General features: G+C 57.4%; 14 protein-coding genes and 1 tRNA gene. 10 read left to right on the forward strand and 5 right to left on the reverse strand.

Annotated features, from left to right (window positions below; genetic code table 11):
• Nucleotides 1-108 precede the first annotated feature (108 nt).
• From AC812_RS05485 to guaA, 5 genes are all read left to right on the forward strand, one after another.
• Nucleotides 109-582 carry an Hsp20/alpha crystallin family protein gene (locus AC812_RS05485; protein ID WP_236839225.1) on the forward strand — a complete coding sequence of 158 codons (474 nt, stop codon included), beginning with the start codon at nucleotides 109-111 and terminating at the stop codon, nucleotides 580-582.
• Nucleotides 583-585: 3 nt separating this feature from the next.
• Nucleotides 586-987, forward strand: coding sequence for an Hsp20/alpha crystallin family protein (locus tag AC812_RS05490; RefSeq protein ID WP_082148834.1), 402 nt, complete (start codon nucleotides 586-588; stop codon nucleotides 985-987).
• Between the two features lie 34 nt (nucleotides 988-1,021).
• Nucleotides 1,022-1,525: an Hsp20/alpha crystallin family protein gene (locus AC812_RS05495; protein ID WP_061912820.1), complete on the forward strand. Its 504-nt coding sequence runs from the start codon at nucleotides 1,022-1,024 to the stop codon at nucleotides 1,523-1,525.
• 174 nt (nucleotides 1,526-1,699) lie between these two features.
• Nucleotides 1,700-2,272, forward strand: a complete 573-nt coding sequence (gene xpt / locus AC812_RS05500) for a xanthine phosphoribosyltransferase (RefSeq protein ID WP_061912821.1) — start codon at nucleotides 1,700-1,702, stop codon at nucleotides 2,270-2,272.
• Nucleotides 2,269-3,825 (forward strand): glutamine-hydrolyzing GMP synthase, encoded by a 1,557-nt coding sequence (gene guaA, locus AC812_RS05505; protein WP_061912822.1) that lies wholly within the window; start codon nucleotides 2,269-2,271, stop codon nucleotides 3,823-3,825. Before xpt ends, guaA begins: the two co-directional genes overlap by 4 nt.
• Before the next feature lie 3 nt (nucleotides 3,826-3,828).
• On the opposite strand, the gene AC812_RS05510 is transcribed toward guaA, so the two are convergent.
• The 3 genes from AC812_RS05510 to AC812_RS17120 form a co-directional block, all read right to left on the reverse strand.
• Complete coding sequence (locus AC812_RS05510; RefSeq protein ID WP_061912823.1) at nucleotides 3,829-4,794, reverse strand: hypothetical protein; 966 nt, start codon at nucleotides 4,792-4,794, stop codon at nucleotides 3,829-3,831.
• A 143-nt stretch (nucleotides 4,795-4,937) separates the two neighbouring features.
• Entirely contained in the window at nucleotides 4,938-5,633 is a 696-nt protein-coding gene (locus tag AC812_RS05515; protein WP_061912824.1) for a hypothetical protein, read from the reverse strand.
• 50 nt (nucleotides 5,634-5,683) lie between these two features.
• Nucleotides 5,684-6,115 (reverse strand): DUF2690 domain-containing protein, encoded by a 432-nt coding sequence (locus AC812_RS17120; protein WP_082148835.1) that lies wholly within the window; start codon nucleotides 6,113-6,115, stop codon nucleotides 5,684-5,686.
• 552 nt (nucleotides 6,116-6,667) lie between these two features.
• Here AC812_RS17120 and AC812_RS05520 point away from each other — a divergent pair.
• The gene (locus tag AC812_RS05520) at nucleotides 6,668-6,934 is read left to right on the forward strand and encodes a hypothetical protein (protein ID WP_145962449.1); all 267 of its coding nucleotides are present in this window, start codon (nucleotides 6,668-6,670) and stop codon (nucleotides 6,932-6,934) included.
• Nucleotides 6,935-7,108: 174 nt separating this feature from the next.
• Nucleotides 7,109-8,752, forward strand: a complete 1,644-nt coding sequence (locus AC812_RS05525; RefSeq protein WP_061912826.1) for a ribonuclease J — start codon at nucleotides 7,109-7,111, stop codon at nucleotides 8,750-8,752.
• Between the two features lie 6 nt (nucleotides 8,753-8,758).
• On the opposite strand, the gene AC812_RS05530 is transcribed toward AC812_RS05525, so the two are convergent.
• Entirely contained in the window at nucleotides 8,759-9,700 is a 942-nt protein-coding gene (locus AC812_RS05530) for an aldo/keto reductase (protein WP_061912827.1), read from the reverse strand.
• A 260-nt stretch (nucleotides 9,701-9,960) separates the two neighbouring features.
• Here AC812_RS05530 and AC812_RS05535 point away from each other — a divergent pair, with 260 nt between their 5' ends.
• Complete coding sequence (locus tag AC812_RS05535) at nucleotides 9,961-12,465, forward strand: ATP-dependent Clp protease ATP-binding subunit (protein WP_201797681.1); 2,505 nt, start codon at nucleotides 9,961-9,963, stop codon at nucleotides 12,463-12,465.
• A 191-nt stretch (nucleotides 12,466-12,656) separates the two neighbouring features.
• Here AC812_RS05535 and AC812_RS05540 read toward each other — a convergent pair.
• Nucleotides 12,657-12,729, reverse strand: a tRNA-Gly gene (locus tag AC812_RS05540).
• A gap of 172 nt (nucleotides 12,730-12,901) precedes the next feature.
• Between AC812_RS05540 and AC812_RS05545 the strand changes: the two genes are divergently transcribed.
• Nucleotides 12,902-14,737 carry a hypothetical protein gene (locus tag AC812_RS05545; RefSeq protein ID WP_061912829.1) on the forward strand — a complete coding sequence of 612 codons (1,836 nt, stop codon included), beginning with the start codon at nucleotides 12,902-12,904 and terminating at the stop codon, nucleotides 14,735-14,737.
• 80 nt (nucleotides 14,738-14,817) lie between these two features.
• On the forward strand, nucleotides 14,818-16,299 hold the full coding sequence (locus AC812_RS05550) for an LTA synthase family protein (protein ID WP_145962450.1): 1,482 nt from the start codon (nucleotides 14,818-14,820) through the stop codon (nucleotides 16,297-16,299).
• Nucleotides 16,300-16,343: the final 44 nt, after the last annotated feature.

Genomic DNA, 16,343 nt, shown 5'->3' on the forward strand with positions numbered 1-16,343 from the left:
TTTTGATATTCTTTTTACGCTTCGCTAATATTTTTCATAGACTCTTGCGCTACTTAATAAAACGCATGAACAAAAAAACAACCACCTGATAGAAAGGAGGGATGGCTTATGTTGGAACCTCTGTTTCCCTGGCGTGAGATGCGCCGCATGGAGCGCGAAATGGATCGCATGCAGCGCGAGATGGAGCGCATGTTCGACACCTTCTTCCCTCGCCGCCGACGCTGGATGGAGGTTGAATTCCCGCCTTTGAACATCTGGACGAATAACGATCAGGCGGTCGTCACCGCCGAACTGCCCGGCATCCAGCCCGAAGAACTGGAACTGTCGGTCAACAACGATACCCTCATTCTGCGCGGCAAGCGAGTAGCCAATGACCTGCCGGAAGGCGCCCGCTATCAACGTCGTGAGCGCTTCCAGGGTGAGTTTGCCCGCTCCCTGCAATTGCCGTTTGCCATTGATGCTGACAAAGTGGAAGCCCATTACGAAAACGGCGTGCTGACCATCACCCTGCCGCGCGCCGAAGCCGATAAACCCAAACGCATTGCCGTCCACGCTGGCCAATCCAACGGAAAGGAGGGATGAGCCATGTCTGACGAAAGCCGCGCCATTCAAGTCCAACAGGAACAGCGTCCCGCCGTCCGCGAAAGCCGCAGCCGACGCGTCTTCGCTCCGGCGGTGGACATCGTCGAAACCAACGATGAGATTCTGGTGCTGGCGGATATGCCCGGTGTCCGTCAGGATGATTTAGAGGTGATTCTCGAAAAGAACGTCCTCACCATCCGCGGCACGGTGCAGATGCCCCACATGCAGGAATACGACCTTGAATACGCCGAGTACGAAGGCGGCGATTACGAGCGGGTCTTCACCCTCGCGGATGATATTGACCGCGACAAAATCGAAGCCGAAATGAAACAAGGCGTACTGCATCTGCGCCTGCCCAAAGCCGGCCCGGCTCGCATCCGCCGCATACCGGTCAAAACCTCATAAAGAATAAACCCCTGACCGAAAGGAGGTGAAAGGTATGCCGATCACCGACTTGATTCCCTTCCGACCGAAACGCTCGCTGGCCATCCGCCGCGAGAATGACCAGCCGCGCGCGCTGATGCGGGACTTCGACCGCTGGTTCGATTCCTTCTTCGAACGGCCCTGGTCGCTGATGCCGTGGCGCCTCTTCGATGAGGAATGGGAGACCTTCACGCCCAGCGTAGATGTCAAAGAAACCGATAAGAAAGTGATCATCACCGCCGAACTGCCCGGACTGGATGAGAAGGACATCGAAATCACCGTCAGTGGTGATGCTCTCATCCTGCGCGGTGAAAAACGGCAAGAGGAAGAAGAAAAAGGCGAAGATTACTACCGCATGGAGCGGCGCTACGGATCGTTCCAGCGCGTCATCCCGCTGCCGTGCGAGGTGGAAGTGGATAAAGCCGATGCCACCTTCCGCAAGGGCGTACTGACCATCAACCTGCCCAAAACGCCCGAAGCCCAAAGCGCGCGCAAAGTCATCCCGATCAAATCCAGTTGACCTCATGCAGCAAATCCGCTCAGGCTGCCCCGCAAGCGGGGCAGCCTCTTTTTGTTAATCTTCCAATTCTTAAAAAATGGTGTATTTCTCGTTTTTACCTGCCTGCCCTATTGGAATCGCCCTTCACTCGGCGTAAAATAATGTCCATACAATACTTTTTTGGGAGAGGAACGTATGCAGGCACTCAAAGAGCGAATTTTGAAAGAAGGCAAAAATCTGGGGGGCGGCATCCTCAAAGTGGACAGTTTCATCAATCATCAGGTTGATCCCGTCTTGATGGACGCCTGCGGCGCCGAACTGGCCAAACGTTTTGCCCACGTCGGCGCAACCCGCGTGCTGACCGCCGAGATTTCCGGCATCGGCCCGGCGCTGATGACCGCCAGGCACCTCGGCGTGCCGGTGGTCTACGCCCGCAAAACCAAGCCGATCACCATGCCGGATACGGTTTACCTGACCATTGCTCCATCCCACACCCGCGGGCGACCGGTGGAATTGATTGTTTCCCCGGAGTATCTGGCTTCCGGTGAGCGGGTGTTGATCATTGACGACTTCCTCGCTTCCGGCGCAACCATTTTGGGTCTGGTGCGTCTGACTCAGGCAGCCGGCGCCGATGTGGTCGGCATTGGCGCGCTCATCGAAAAAACCTTCGAGGGCGGACGCGACGCCCTCGCCTTCCTCAACGTGCCGATTGTCTCACTGGCCTGCATCGTTTCAATGGTGGAAGGGAAAATCGTCTTCGCTCCATGACCGATGCCATTGCTGTTTTGGATTTTGGCTCGCAATACGCCCAGCTGATTGCCCGACGCGTGCGCGAAGCGCAGGTCTATTGCGAATTGTTCCCGTGGGACACCCCCGCGGAACGGGTACTGGCGATTCAACCGCGCGGCTTCATCCTCTCCGGCGGGCCAGCCTCCGTCTATGAGCCGGATGCCCCATCCATACCCGCCTATGTCCTCCAATCCGGTTTACCGGTGCTGGGCATTTGCTACGGGATGCAAGCCCTGACCCACGCCCTTGGCGGCATCGTGGCTCCGGCTGCGCAACGAGAATACGGCCCGGCTCAGGTCGAGACGCTCAGGCCCAACCCGCTGCTCCCGCCGGGCAGTCATCCGGTGTGGATGTCGCACGGCGACCGCATTGAACAGCCGCCGCCCGGCTTCGAGGTGCTGGCGCGCAGCCTCAACAGTCCGATTGCTGCCATCGGCGACCCCCAGCGCGCCCTTTACGGCGTACAGTTCCACCCGGAAGTGCATCACACCCCCGGCGGGGCGGAGATGCTGCGCCGCTTTGTGGTGGAGATTTGCGGCTGTCGGCCGGACTGGACCCCCCAAACCATCATCGAACAGGCTGTCAGCCGCATCCGCCAGCAGGTCGGCGGGCAGCGGGTGCTTTCAGCGGTCAGCGGCGGGGTGGATTCGAGCGTGGCGACGGCGCTGGTGCAGCGCGCCGTCGGCAATCAGTTGATTGCCGTCTTTGTGGATACCGGTTTGCTGCGGCACGGCGAACGCGAGCAGGTGGAGCGGGCTTTCCGCCGTTCACTGGGCGAAAACCTGATTGTGGTGGACGCCGCCGCTGACTTTTTGAACGCTCTGGCAGATGTGGAAGAACCGGAGGAGAAACGGCGCATCATCGGTGAAACGTTCATCCGCATCTTCGAGCGCGAAGCCCGCCGCTTGGGCAAAATCCCCTATCTGGTGCAGGGTACCATCTACCCGGATGTGATCGAATCGGCCGCACCCGACCGCAGCAAGGCGCAGCGCATTAAAACGCATCACAACGTCGGCGGGCTGCCGGCCGAATTTGACTTTGAACTGGTTGAGCCGCTGCGCTACCTGTTCAAGGACGAAGTGCGCATTGTTGGCGAAGCGCTCGGCCTGCCGGAAGAACTGGTTTGGCGGCAGCCCTTCCCCGGCCCCGGGCTGGCAGTACGTTGCCTGGGGCAAATCACCGCCGAACGGCTGGAACGCCTGCGCGCCGCCGATCACATCTTCACCACCGAACTGGCACAGGCCGGCCTGCTGGGGCGCACCCCGCCCGGCAGCCCTCAACGCATTGCGCAAGCCTTTGCCGTGCTGCTGCCGGTGCGTTCGGTCGGCGTGATGGGCGACCAGCGCACCTATCAGGAAGTGGTTGCCCTGCGCGCCGTGACAACGCTGGATTTTATGACCGCGGATTGGGCCGATTTACCGCATGAACTGCTGGCACGGGTAGCCAACCGCATCGTCAACGAAGTCAACGGCGTCAACCGGGTGGTGTACGACATCACCAGCAAGCCACCGGCGACGATCGAGTGGGAATGAAACCTAGTACCAGATGCGGAACCACGACTGGGCGCGGGCTTCCTCACCGTTTGCCGTGACCAGCACTTCCAGCGTCACCACCTGACGCGGCTGCCACTCCCCCACGTTAAAGGTGAGTTTGCTGATGCCATTGGCATCGGTATTGTTCAGGCGGTAAGCCGCCCGCTCCCCATCCGGATATTCCAAAACGACCGAAACCTCGGCGCCTTCCACCGGCTGCCGGAAGCGGTCAATCACCACCACAAACAGCGTCTGGCTGCTTTGCGGGCCGACCAGCGGGCGGGCAAAGAAGGCATGTGCCACCGGGAAACGCTGCCGGCCGGGGATGGCGCTGCCAATTGGGCGGCCGGCTTCCAGGTCACGCTGCACCAGATCAAAGTGACGCTTGCCCAAATCGGTCAGCACCACATGGGTTTCGGCCTGTCGTTCGGGCTGCCACTCCATGCGTACCTTCTCAAAGTATTGCACATAACGCCCCTCGCGGATTTCCAGGTCCGAAATCGGATTGCCGAAGTTGACCTCGCCGTTGTTGGCGTCGTAGTACTGCAAAAAGGCGTAGCAGACGCTCTTGCCGGTCGCCGGAAAACGCCGGCAGGTAGGACCTTCGGTGGGAACCGGTGCCAGCGGTCCGGCGCCGGGGTACAGCAACTCACCCAGATTGGCGACCACCACCCGCTCACCTTCCGGTGTGCGGACTAAATCAAAACGTGCCTTGGTAAAGTACTGCATTCGCGTGCGAATACCAAATGAAGAAACCCCCTCAAATTCCTGCGTAATCGGCAGGCCGTAAATTTCCAGCGGGTTCGGCACGCTGTAATACTGCGCCAGAAACGCGCCGCTGACGTAGAAGCCCGTGCCGAAATCCTCCCCCTGCGGCGGGGTAGGCGTTTGGGCATAGCCTGTTCCCAGTGAAAGGGAAAGCAGCCCGGCCAGCGTCAACAGGAAAATAAGCCGAAAGATACCCCTCATACGGTTTTATTATAGTATGTGGTTTGCTTTAATGCAATTCGATTCAGCGATCAATTTTGAAATTTCGTGTATTATTTTTAATAAATAAAGGCTGCCGGGCAATCTGCGCGCCCCGCAGCCTCCGGGTGGGGGATTACACCCCCTTACTGCTCCATCGAGACCTCGAACACCCACGGACCTGTGATGACATCGTGGAAGGCATCGCTGACCACTGACCGCGCTTCCAGTTCGCTCATTTCCGCCGGTTTTTCAAGCACCTCAAAACCGAAGGAATATTCACCGTGCTGACAAGTGAAGCGGATCGGCACACCGCTCTGGAGCAGTTTTTGTTGGGCGGCCTCGCAATCCGGTTGTTCGGGAGCCGAGGTGGCAATTCGTTCGATGACAATCCGGGCATCGGCAAAGCTTATCCCAGCTGGCAGTTGAAAGCGGTTGAGGGTGCATTGCACACTGCGCCCCTCGACTTGCGTCATCCCTTCCAGCAGCATGGTGGCATACTGGTCGCGCAACTCGCGCTCGCCAGCAATCAGCGCCATCCGATCAGCCGCCCAGTCGGATTCAAACGGAACTTCGTAGCACAGTTTGAAACTGAGTTGGGCGGAGCTGACCTTCAGATCGCTCAGTTGCATCCAAACGCCACCGGCTTCAGCGGTGTAAGCCGCCGGACCACTCTGGGTGTTCGCATCTTCCTTCAGGAAGGGTGAAGCAGGGGCTGCCTCATCCCCATTCGGTTTGGCGAAGACCGCCCCACTAAGCAGCAGACCCACCCCAACCAGCGCGATGACGAGCAGGCCAATCAGCGATAGATAGGCTGTTTTAGTGTAGTTTTTGTTTTTCATCTCTTTATACTCCTTATACCTATTTTCCAAATGGAACAAACAGGAATTCTTTATGGAACACAGGGGGAATACACCATTGAGTTAATCGGTGAGTTACTTACCATACCACAGGCGTACATTCCAGCACCATCCGCACTGTAGCGTTGGGCTGAATAAACCTTTTCTCCATTGCCTATGGGAGCGGAAGAAGCCGTGTAGTAATAATACTTGAGAGTGGCATTAGCATACTTGTTTATGCCACTCACATTGGTGGTACGCGCCCAAAATGTTGAACATTCTGTGGATTTTCTTAGTTCGATAAAAGCTCCATTACTCGTGGTTGAATAGAGGCGAATGGCGGTTGCGTCACAACCGGTAGAATTTGGATTTAAACCATTACACCCACTACCGGAACACGTTGCAGCTTCTACCGTCAACACCCCAATACCCAGAACCATGATGGCTCCAATGAAGATGATCAACAGGTATATTTTACTGCTCATAGAGACTACTTCCTTTTCATCACTTCCATCAACATCTGTAATCTATATAGCATATTAGCGCCAAGATTGGAAGTACCGCTGGTCACATCCCCCACCATGACTTTGACCCCTATCGAACAGTTCGATTTTTCCGATGATCTACGCGTATCGGTTACGTCCTTTCAAATTGTTTTCTTTTTCAAAATTGGGATGCATCGAATCTATCACAAAGGTGGTGGGTTTTGTAAAAAAAGCAAGCCGGTAGTACTATGATGGTATCCAAGATTCCAGTACACCGAGCTTGCCATGTCTATTGTGCTGCTTCGATTACCCAAAGTCAAGTATTATCAGGAAAATCGTCCACAGAAATGTTGATATTGCGGGGGTGAAATATTCCAGCGTTGGGGAGGGGCGGTCAAACGGCTAACTGATCCGCGCTTGAAAGAGGCCTGGGTGTACCGCTATCGCTGCTGCCGTTGTCGGAGGACTTTTCGCCATTATCCGGAAGGGGTCGAACGGGCTCGTCAAACGGTACGGATGCGGGCCTTAGCGGCAATTGGATGGGTATTTGGGATGAGTTATCAGAAGCTTTCCCTGTTTCTGACTGCCTTTGGGGTTGTGTTGAGTGCGATGAGCCTGTGGCGGGATGTCCAGCAGCGGGCTGAGGAATTGCGGCGAGAACGCCTGCACCGGCGGGTACGTGTTCTGGGCGTGGATGGGGCCTATGTGCGGGGCTGGGGAAAAACTCAACCGGTTTTGGTGGCGGTGGACATCGGTCGAGGGCAACCGCTCACGGTTGGGTATGCTCTTCGCTTCCACTTTGACAGAAACTCCCTTTGATGTTAAAATATATCAACTGATTATAAAAAAATCACTCAGGCGGGAACGTTTTCGTTCGTGAGCCCTGCAACCTGGCGGGGTTTTGTTTTGAAACCTGATTTAGAACCTTAAACACACGTCTGTTGTGTTTTTAAACAAAAAAATCTTTATAAAGGAAAAAGAGTACCAGAATAAATGAAGGACAAAAAAATCCGTATTATCCCCCTCGGAGGTTTGGGGGAAGTTGGGCGTAACATGATGGTCTATGAGTACGGCGATGAAATCATCGTCGTGGACGCCGGCCTGATGTTCCCCGACAGTGACATGCTCGGCGTGGATTACATCATCCCCGACATCTCCTACCTCCTCGAACGGCGCAACAAGATTCGCGCCATCATCATTACGCACGGGCACGAGGATCACACCGGCTCCATCCGCCACGTGGTGGAGCAGATTCAGGCGCCCATTTACGCCACCCCCTTGACACGCGGCTTAATCGAGGTCAAACTGGCCAAAAACGGCCTGCTCGACCGGGTTGAACTGCACACCGTTCAGGCCGGCGATACGCTGGAAATTGGCAGTTTCAAAATTGAGTTTTTCCACGTCTGCCATTCGATTCCCGACGGGGTGGGGCTGGGCATCACCACCCCGCTGGGGCTGATCGTTCATCAGTCCGATTACAAGTTTGACCATACACCGGTGGATGAAAAGCCCAGCGACTACGCCAAACTGGCCGAGTTTTCTCAACGCGGCGTGCTGGCTCTGCTGGCCGATTCGACCAATGCCGAGCGCGCCGGCTGGACGCCTTCCGAAAAGGTGATTGACGATGCCTTCGACCGCGTCTTCAAGGAAGCGCCCGGTCGCATCATCATTGCCAGCTTCGCCTCCCTCATTTCGCGGATGCAGCAGGTGGCTAATGCCGCCCAGCGTCACGGCCGCAAACTGGCGTTTGTCGGTACCAGCATGGTGGACAACGTCAAAATGGCGCGCAAACTGGGCTATCTGGATATTCCCGAAAAATTGCAGGTGTCCATTGAGCAGGCGCTGACTCTGCCGCCTGACGAGGTGGTGATCATGTGCACCGGCTCGCAGGGCGAGCCTTCCTCCATCATGGGACGGCTTTCCACCGGCACCAACCGGCTGTTCGACATCATCCCCGGCGATACGGTGGTGCTTTCCTCGCATCCCATCCCCGGCAATGAGGAAAACGTCTACCGCACCATCAACCGCCTGTTCCAGCGCGGCGCCAATGTAATTTACGAGGCAATTGCGCCGGTGCATGTCTCCGGTCATGCCAGCCAGGAGGAGATGAAACTGCTCATCCACCTGACCCGGCCGAAATTCCTCATCCCCATCCACGGCGAACTGCGCCAGCTGCACCAGCACGCTCTGCTGGCCCAGCAGGTGGGCATCCCGCGTGAGAATATCGCCATCATCGAAAACGGGCAGGTGCTTGAACTGGATGGAAAAAGCCTGCGGCTGGCAGAAAAAGTGCCGACCTCGTACGTCTTTGTGGAAGGCTCCAGCGTGGGAGAGGTGGATACCGATGTGATGCGCGAACGTGAGATTCTGGCACGCGATGGGATTGTGCTGGTCAACGTGGTGCTCGACCGCTTCAGCGGCGGGCTGCGCCGCGAGCCGCAGATCACCAGCCGCGGTTTCATGCTCTCACGCGAAAGCGAAACGGTGATGGAAGAAGCCCGCAAGCGGGTGGCCGGCCTGATCGGCAGCAGCCTGAACGGCAACCTCAGCCGCGACATCGAAAAGGAATTGAGCAATTACATCTACAACGAAACCCACCGCCGCCCGATGATCTACGTAACCGTTTCCCGCGAGTGAGCCGCATCAGGTTTTCAGCAGGCCGGCAAGTTCCTCAACATCGCCCGGTGTGAGTTTCCATTCGAGGGCGCGCAAGTTGGCCTGTACCTGATCCAGCCGGGTGGCGCCGGCAATCACCGAACAAACCGAGGGTTGGGCAAGTAGCCAGGCAATGGCCAGTTCGTTCAGCGTGTGGCCGTGATCCTGCGCCCAGCCCTCCAGCCGTTCGATGCGGTCGTAAAAGGCGTCGCTCATAAAGCCCTGCACATAGGCTGAACTTTCGCCGCGTGAACCGGGCGGAGCCGGCTGACCGCGGCGGTACTTGCCGGTGAGAAAGCCACCCGCCAGCGGAAAGTACGGCACAAAACCGACCCCGAACTGGCGGCAGTAGGGAAGAACCTCGCGCTCCACCTCGCGGTTGAGCAGATTGTACTCGGACTGGATGACGGTGAATGCCGTCCAGCCACGCACCTCGGCAAGCAGATTGGCATGGGCTAACTGCCAGGCCGCATAATTGGAACAGCCCAGATAGCGCACCTTGCCGGCGCGCACCAAATCGTCCAAAGCGCGCAGGGTTTCCTCAATCGGCGTGTTTTCGTCCCAGCGGTGGGTGTAATACAGGTCAATGGTATCGGTCTGCAGGCGGCGCAGGCTGGCTTCTACCGCCTCCAGAATGTGATGACGGGACAGGCCGCGCTCATTCACCCCTTCACCGGTCGGGAAGAATACTTTGGTGGCGATGAAGAACTTGCGCCGGCGGGCGCCTTTCAGCGCTTCGCCGATGGTTTCTTCGGATCGCCCACCGGTGTAGATATCGGCGGTATCGAGATGGTTGATGCCGGCTTCCTCGGCAAAATCCAGCAGGCGGTTGACTTCCTCCTGGGGCATCTTTTCGGAGCCAAAGCGGTTGGTGCCGATCCCAATCGCCGAGACCTGAACCCCGCTGCGTCCAAGCGGTCGGTATTCCATAATCAGACCTCCGTCGGGTGGAATTGATTTGATTTTACCGCAAGGAATGTAAAGACAAGAAAGAAAAGGTGGAGAAAGCCTTGTACAATCCCTCAAACGGGTGACTCGACAAGCCCCTAAACTCTGGTAGAATCATAAAAAAGAAAACCAATTGACCGCTGCACACCGCAGCACGTTTCGGGGAATTTGCCCCATCGTTATCGGCCCATTCAAGCGAATGAATGGTTTGACAGGTTAAGGAGGATGACACCTTGTCCAGCATGGAACGTTTTACCCAACGAGCACGCCGCGTGCTGAGTCTGGCGCATCAGGAAGCCGAACGAATGCGCCAGTCCCAAATCAGCACCGAACATCTGCTGTTGGGGCTCATTCAAGAAGAAGGCGGGATTGCCGGCCGTGTGCTGCGCGACCTTGGATTGGAACCCGAACGGGTGCAGGAAATGGTCGAACGGCTGAGCGGCATTGGGCAATATCGCGGTGGAAAAATTGACCTTTCAGCGGGAGTCCAGCAGGTGCTGGAATTTGCGATTGACGAAGCCCGCCGCATGGGACATCATTATATCGGCACCGAACATTTGCTGTTGGGGCTAATCCGCTCCACCGAGGGACGGGCAATGGATGTCCTGCGAAAATTGGGGATTACCCCCGAACAGATCCGCCGCCAAACCCGCCGTGTGCTGCAAGAAAGCAGCGGCAGTCCCCAAACGGGCGCCTCCCGCAGCAGTCAGGCAGCTCAGAGCCAACAACGGCAGGAACAGAAGAGCCAGAAAACCACCCTCGTGGATCAACTGGCTACCGACCTCACTGCCCTGGCAGAAGAGGGTAAACTGGACCCGGTCATCGGGCGTCAAATGGAAATTGAGCGCGTCATCCAGATTCTGGCGCGCCGCACCAAGAACAACCCGGCCTTGATCGGCGAGCCGGGCGTCGGCAAGACCGCCATCGTCGAAGGACTGGCTCAGCGGATTGTCGAAGGCGATGTGCCGGCGCCGTTACTGGGAAAGCGAGTTTTGCAGCTGGATGTCGGCTCACTGGTGGCTGGCACCATGTACCGCGGGCAATTTGAAGAGCGCCTCAAACGGGTCATTGATGAATTGAAGGCTTCCGGGGCGATCCTGTTCATTGACGAAGTCCACATGCTGGTGGGCGCCGGTTCAGCGGGCTCCTCGGTGGATGCTGCCAACATCCTCAAACCGGCCCTTTCGCGCGGCGAACTGCAGGTGATCGGCGCAACAACCCTGGATGAATATCGCAAACACATCGAAAGCGATGCGGCTCTGGAACGCCGCTTCCAGCCGATCATGGTCAACGAACCGACCGTGGAAGAGACCATCCAGATCCTGCACGGCATCCGAAGCGCCTATGAGGAGCATCACCGCCTGCAAATTTCGGATGAAGCCATTGAAGCCGCGGCGCGCCTTTCGGCTCGCTATGTGACGGAACGCTTCCTGCCCGATAAAGCCATTGACCTGATTGACGAGTCTTCCTCACGGGTGCGCATGTACAAGAGCAAAGCCGCCACCACCGCCAAAGAGATCATGGCTAAACTGCGCGAGGTGCGCGCCAACCACAATCTGGCGCTGGAAGACGGCCGCTACGACGACGCCCAGGAACTGCAAGAACTGGAAGCCCGTCTGGAGAGCGAACTGGAAAACCTGCGCTCCGGCTGGGATCGCAGCACCAGCCCGGTGGTCACCGCCGATGACATTGCCGAAGTGGTTTCCATGTGGACGGGCGTGCCGGTCATGCAGATGGCACAGGCTGAATCGGAACGGCTGCTGCACATGGAAGACGAACTACGCAAGCACATCATCGGCCAGGAAGAGGCTATTCAGACCATCTCCAAAGCCGTGCGACGCGCCCGCTCTGGCCTGAAAGACCCGCGCCGTCCAATTGGTTCGTTTGTGTTTCTTGGTCCGACCGGCGTCGGTAAAACCGAACTGACCAAAGCCCTGGCACGTTTCCTGTTCGGCAGTGAAGATGCCCTGATTCAACTGGACATGTCCGAATTCATGGAACGCCACACCGTCAGCCGCCTGGTAGGTGCTCCTCCCGGTTACGTGGGCTACGAAGAAGCCGGTCAGTTGACCGAAGCGATCCGCCGGCGACCGTATTCGATTGTGGTGTTCGACGAAATCGAAAAAGCCCACCCCGAAGCCCATAACATGCTGCTGCAGATCATGGAAGAGGGTCACCTGAGCGATGCGCGTGGCCACAAAGTGGATTTTCGCAACACCATCATCGTGATGACCTCCAACATTGGCGCGGACATGATCAAACGCCAGAGCAATCTGGGCTTTCCGCTGCAGCGCGATGAAGCCGAAGAGGAAAAACAATCCTACGAGGAAATGCGCAAGAAGCTGACCGACTCGCTCAAGCGGGTTTTCCGCCCCGAGTTCATCAACCGGCTCGACTCGGTGATTGTCTTCCGCGCGCTCAACCGCGAGGATATTCAAAAGATCGTCTCGCTGGAATTGAACAAAGTGGCCGAGCGGCTGGTTGAAAACAACATCCGCCTGCGGGCAACCGATGCGGCCATTCAACTGCTGGCGGAATTGGGCTACGACCCGGATATGGGCGCCCGTCCGCTGCGGCGGGTCATTCAAAACAAAATTGAAGACCGCCTTTCGGATGCCCTGCTGGCCGGTGAATTCCGCGAGGGAGATACCGTGGTGGTGGATGTCAACGAAGATCAGGATATTACCCTGCGCAAAGAAGACAGCCCCTCCGGCGAACCCGAAAAAACGCTGGAAGCCAGCGTGTGATCCCACAAAAAACAGAGGGCAGAAATGCCCTCTGTTCATTTAATCTGGCTTTACCGTTCCTCTTGTGCTGCGCCTTAAATTGCTTCAGCGAATTGGGGAAGATATCTCCCCAACGGCTGTACGGGAGACCGCCACGCCACCTGCTGGTGGGATGTTCCCACAAAAAAATCCCCTTTTCAGGGGATTGAGAGAGCGGGCGATGGGACTCGAACCCACGACCTTCTCCTTGGCAAGGAGACGTTCTACCAACTGAACCACGCCCGCAGTTTTCGAACGCATCCCAATTATAGCAAGAATCCGAAAATCGTCAACCTTTTGACGGGCATTTTTCCATTCCCTTCCACGCGCGAAAGCGACTCACCGGCTGCCGCCTTTCAAGTGTTATAATTCCGCTCGCGTTCTGGTCATCCCTTTTTGCAACCAACGGCTACTTTGTATGCGTCGTCTTTCGGCGGTTGTCATTTTCATCCTCGCTTGTTTCTGGATTGTTGTCGCTCTTTTTGCCGGGCAGTTCGGTCTGGATAACGACCCCGGCTGGGGCAGAGGACGGACGATTCTCTTCCTCGCCGGTCTGCTGGGGGCGCTTTGCGGATTGGGGGTGTATTTCCTGCCGCTTATCCAACCACCGTTGAGAAAAGCAGAAGCACTCCTTTTGGAGCGGCTGGCACTTCTCCGAACAACAACCGCTTACCGCCGGCTTCAGGGCTGGCTGCAAGTTGTCTACAGGCTGCCGATCCTCTCCAGCCGTGAGCGGCGCGGGCGGGCAGCCCTGATCGTTTCGATTTTCTTTTCGCTGGCGGCGGTCTGGTGGTATGTTACTGCCGGGACGCTGACCGGCTGGTTCCCGTATCCCCACACCTACTTTGACCGCCTGGCGCAGGCTTTCCGTCACGGGCAGTTGTCGCTTCTGGATCAGCCGGATGTTTCCTTATCCAGCCTCGCCGATCCCTACCCGTTTGAAAATCGCCAGAATGCTCGTTACTTGTGGGATGTTTCCTACTACCGGGGGCGCTTTTACCTCTATTGGGGGCCTGCCCCGGCGCTGATTCTGGCAGGTATCAAGAGTGTGGTAGGCGGGGTGATTGAGGATCAGGCTCTTGTGGTCGGATTTTTGCTCGGCATGGTCACCCTGCTGCCGTGGATTGGCTACCGCCTGTGGCAGATCGTCCCCTCGCCGCGGAAGGCCGGCTGGTTGTTGATTTTCCTGCCGGCGTTGAGCTTGAACCTGTACCTGCTCTGGCCGACCGGCCGACCGGGCGTGTATGAAGCGTCCATCCTGAGCGGGCAGTTTTTTCTGCTGGCGGGAGTTGCCGCGCTGATCGAAGCCGTCCGCCGACCGCAAGCCAGCCGGGTCTGGTATCTGGCGGCGGGGGCGGCTGTGGGGCTGGCCATCGGCAGTCGGATGACCTTGCTGGTCTCGGCTCTCTGGCTGCTGGTGCTGGTGGTCTGGCTGAACCGCGTCCATTTTGGTGGGCAAATGCGTTCCTTTTACGCCGCCAGCGCCGCCTTTGCCCTGCCGATTCTGGTCAGCATTGGCTTGCTGATGGCTTACAACGCCGCCCGCTTTGGCAACCCGTTGGAGAGCGGGCTGAGTTACCAGCTCGGTATTCCCGGTTACCCTCCGCAGCGCGAGTGGGTATTTTCGACCCGCTACCTGCTCCCCAACCTGTATCATTACCTGCTGCGGCCGGCCGTCTGGCGGGCTGAATTTCCGTACATCTTCGTGCCTTTCATCCCCGAAACCAGCTGGCCCTGGTTCATCCGCCTGCCGGAGCACTACACCGCCCACGAGTCGCAAGCCGGCTGGTTGAGCATTTTCCCGATGCTGGTGATCCTGCCTGCCGGTGGGGCACTGCTTTGGGGCTGGCTGCGCCCCTACCTGAGCCACCGGCGCTTCTCACGCCTTTGGAAAGACGCATTCCTCCCACTGGAGGGCTGGCTGCTGCTGGGGTTGCTGGGCAGCGGGCTGGCCCAAACAGCGATTTTGTTGCTGTATTTCTTCCCCTCCATGCGCTTTCAAATTGAAATTGTGCCGTTGCTCTCCCTTTCGGCCTGGCTGGTCTTCTTATGGCTGCAGGGGAAACTGACCGGGCATCGCTGGCTGCGCCCCTCATTGACGGCGCTGATGGCAGCCCTGGCCTTCTACGGACTGGTCGTGGGGCTGCTGGGCGGTTTTTCCGCCGGCGAGGAATTGTTTAAAGAGCATAATCCTTTGCTGTTCCAGCAAATCGGCGGCGGGTTTTTAATACAATTACGTACGATAAGGAGTTAAAAAGTTCTATGCAAAATCTCTTTAGGGAATTTTCTCTAAAAAAATTGGTTGCCTTAATCTTTTTTACAGGATTACTTTGGTTGGGTTTCACCATTGTTGAGGATTTCGGCATTTCATGGGATGAACCAATCCAATTGGACATTGGAATTTCGAATTATCGTTACCTAAAGAATGCTGACGAGCGCTTGTTAGAATTAAAAGATCGCCATTACGGGCCGCTGTTTGAGATCTTTCTGGTGCGGATGATGGATCAATCCTCACCGCGCCTCATGTATCTCAGCCGCCACTTTTGGAACTTTTTCACCTTCCTTCTGGGGGTGATTGGTTTTTACCTGCTGCTGGAAAGTATGTACCCCCGCCGCTGGCTGTCGTTGTTCGGGGCGGCCCTGCTGGTGTTCAGCCCGCGCCTGTTTGCGGACGCATTTTACAACAGCAAGGATATTCCCTTTCTGGTTGCGGTGATTTGGGCAATGGCGGCTCTTTTCTTGTACTTAAGCAAGCCTTCTCTGGTCAGATTACTTCTGGTTTGTTTTTATTCGGCTGCTGCGATTGCAATTCGCCTGCCGGGGATGTTCCTGCTGGCCCTCACCGCGCTGATGCTCGTCCGGGAAGCGCTGGCCAGGCGGCTGCCCCCACGCCGCGCCGCCACCCATGGTCTGACTTACCTGCTGCTTACGGCAGTTCTGGTATTCCTGTTTTATCCGGTCTTCTGGCATGACCCGCTCGGCGAAATCCCGCAGGCGTTCGAAATCATGTCCTATTTTCCCCATTTTGCTTCCGTCCTCTATATGGGTCATTTTCTCTCGCCGCAGGAACTGCCGTGGCATTATCTGCCGGTGTGGATTGGAATCACCACCCCTATCCCCTACCTGTTGTTGATGCTGGCGGGATTCGCCCGGGTGATTCGGCAGTGGCTCAGCCGCCCCAGCTCTCTGCTGGCAGACCAGCAGACCCCCTCCCTTCTGGCGGCCCTGTGGCTGGGAGTGCCGGCCGGGGCGGTGATTCTGCGGGGGTCGCCGATGTACGACGGCTGGCGGCAGATGTTTTTCATCTACCCGGCCCTGCTGATCTTTGCGGTCAGCGGCTGGGAGTGGTTGAGCAGCCTGCTTGGACGGCGGTTGGCTCACACCCGGGCGGGCGGCCTGCTGAACGCCGCTCTGGCGGTGGCGATTTTTGTGCCGTCGGGGTTGTGGATGGCATCCCACCATCCCTACCAGAATCTGTATTTCAACCGGCTGGCCGGGCCGGACATGCAGACGGTCAAAATGCGCTTCGACATGGACTACTGGGGGCTGACCTACCGCCGCGGGCTGGAAGCCATCCTCGAATACGACCCGCGCCCGGTCATCCGCGTCCACGCCGCCAATTTTCCCGGTGAAGCCAACGCCGCCATTCTACCCGCCGACCAGGCTCGACGGCTGTATTTTGTCCCCGAAATCGAACAGGCCGATTACTTCATCACCAATTACCGCTGGCATCCCGAGGATTATCCCTTTCCCAACGAAATTTTTACACTGTGGTGGGGCAACGCCAAAGCGCTTTCGGTATTTCGCCTGCGCTGAGAAGTTTCTCTCAACCCCGCCAGACCGCATCCACCGCCTTTTCC

This window comes from Bellilinea caldifistulae, from assembly GCF_001306055.1.
Lineage (GTDB): Bacteria > Chloroflexota > Anaerolineae > Anaerolineales > Anaerolineaceae > Bellilinea > Bellilinea caldifistulae.